The following is a 2,589-nucleotide window of genomic DNA, read 5'->3' on the forward strand; positions in this document are numbered from 1 at the left end:
CTGGCTTGCTTGCTACTGGCTTGCTTGCTACTGGCTTGCTTGCTACTGGCTTGCTTGCTACTGGCTTGCTCTCCGCCGACGCGCTCGCGGCGGACGGACTCGCCACAGGCTTGTTGACCGCAGGCTTCGACACCGGCGATTGAGCCCCCCCTCTGCTTCGTCCCTTGGGCGCCGCTGGCAATGCCGGCGGTTTTGCCTCTACAGGCTTAGGCTCGGCAGCCCGGCGCGCCCCCCCCTGGCGCGCGCCGGCGCTACGCGCGGGCACTGGCCTGGCGGTTTGCAGGTCGCCTTCCTTGACCAGCGCGAAGTCGACTTGAGCGCTTTCCAGATTGGCGCTCATCACCTTCACGGTCAGCGTATCGCCCAAGCGGTATTGCATGCCGCTCTTCTCTCCGACAATCGCCTGGACGTCCTTTTTGAAGTGGAAGTAGTCCTTGCCCAGTTCGGAGATATGCACCAGGCCTTCGACATACACCTCATCCAGCAACACGAATACGCCGAAGCTGGTCACCGCGCAGATCTTGCCCTTGAAGATCTCGCCTACCTTGTCCCGCATATAGTAGGTTTTCAGCCAGGACTCGACGTCGCGGCTGGCGTCGTCCGCCCGGCGCTCGGTCATAGAGCAGTGCACGCCCAATTGCGCCCATTTGCCCGGCTTGTATTTGCCGCCTTTGAGCACCGCCTTGATCGAACGGTGCACCAACAAGTCCGGGTAACGGCGAATCGGCGAAGTGAAGTGCGCGTAAGCCTCGTAAGCCAAGCCGAAGTGACCGTTATTGTCCGGGGTATAAACCGCTTGCTGCATGGAACGCAGCAACATGGTTTGCAACACCGGCGCATCGGGCCGCCCATGAATTTGTTCCGCCAGTTTGGCGTAGTCCTTGGCCGTGGGCTTTTCCCCGCCGCCCAGGCTCAAACCGACCAGGCGCAGGTAGTTGCGCAGATTCTCCAGCTTCTCCTCGGTCGGGCCTTCATGCACCCGATACAAAGCCTTGTGCCCGTTCTGCTCCAGAAAATCTGCCGCGCAGACGTTGGCCGCCAGCATGCATTCCTCAATCAGGCGATGGGCATCGTTGCGCACCACTGGCACAATGCGCTCGATCTTGCCCGCGTCGTTGAAGATCATCTGAGTCTCCACCGAGTCGAACTCGATCGCCCCGCGCTGACTACGCGCGGCCAGCAGCACTTTGAACAAAGAGTACAGGGTCTGGATCTGCGGCAACAGCGGGCTGTCGCTGCCTTTCTGGATCCAGTCCCAAACCTGGGTATAGGTCAGCCTGGCCTTGGACAGCATCACCGCCGGATAGAACTGGTAGCGCTTGACCACGCCCTTGGCGTTGATCTGCATATCGCAGACCATACACATACGCTCCACATCCGGGTTCAAAGAGCAGATGCCGTTGGACAAGGCTTCCGGCAGCATGGGAATGACACGGCGCGGGAAGTAGACCGAAGTGCCCCGATTGAGCGCCTCCTGATCCAAGGCGTCGCCCGGCTCCACATAGAAGCTGACGTCGGCAATCGCCACCACCAGGCGGAAGCCCTTGCCCTGCTTCTCCGCATACACGGCGTCATCGAAGTCGCGCGCGGTTTCGCCGTCTATCGTCACCAGGGGCAAATCGCGCAGGTCGACGCGATCCTTGGTCCAGTCTTTCTTGCGAACCTTCTTCGGCGTCGCCTTGGCCTGAGCCAGCACCGCCTCCGGGAATTGGTGAGGCAGGTCGTGCTTGCGCAGCGCGATCTCGATCTCCATGCCGGGGTCGGCATAGTTGCCCAGCACTTCCACCACCTGGCCGACAGGCTGACGATAGGCGTCCGGGTGTTGGAGGATTTCCACCATCACCACCTGACCGTCCTTGGCCCCCGCCTCGCCGCCCGGCTCAATCAGTATGTCGTGATTGATGCGACGGTCTTCCGCCGTCACCACCCACACGCCCCGAACCCGGTTGATGCGGCCAACCAGCCGCGTCACCACATGGTCCAGCACCTCAACAATCTTGCCTTCCTGGCGGCCTCGACGATCGACGCCGGACGGACGGACCATCACCCGATCGCCATGCATCGCTTTTTTCATTTCCCGCTCAGGCAGGAAAATATCGCCGCCCTGGCCTTCGCCTTCATCCGGGATGGCAAAACCGTAGCCATCGCGATGACCGGATACTTTGCACTTGATCAGGTCCAGCTTTTGGGCAACGCAAACCGCGCCTTTGCGATTGATGATGATTTCGCCGTCACGCTCCATTGCCCGCAATCGACGCTCGAAATAAATAGATTCGGCCCGCGCAATCGACAACATGCGCGCTAATTCGTCAGGAAACAGCGGCACCCCCTGCTCGGCCAGAATTTTTAAAACGAACTCTCGGCTCGGCAAGGGATTGGAATATTTAAGTTTTTCCCGTTCCAGGAAGGGGTCCTGTTCGCGGAGGGACAGGGTCTTTTGTTTTTTTTGTGTTCTAGCCATTGACACCCTCAAGAATATGTCTATAATTCGCATCTCGTTGCAGAGATGCAGCGAAATAATACAGCAAAGCGAAGCCCAGGTGGCGGAATTGGTAGACGCACTAGGTTCAGGTCCTAGCGCCCGCAAGG

1 protein-coding gene is annotated in these 2,589 nt (G+C 59.7%); it reads right to left on the reverse strand.

Annotated elements, in window-relative coordinates:
- Positions 1-2,461: ribonuclease R (gene rnr / locus ACODRW_RS24205; protein ID WP_488906906.1), on the reverse strand; the 2,461-nt coding region annotated here is incomplete at its 3' end.
- Positions 2,462-2,589: the final 128 nt, after the last annotated feature.

The organism is Chromobacterium sp. FG89 (genome assembly GCF_057808735.1).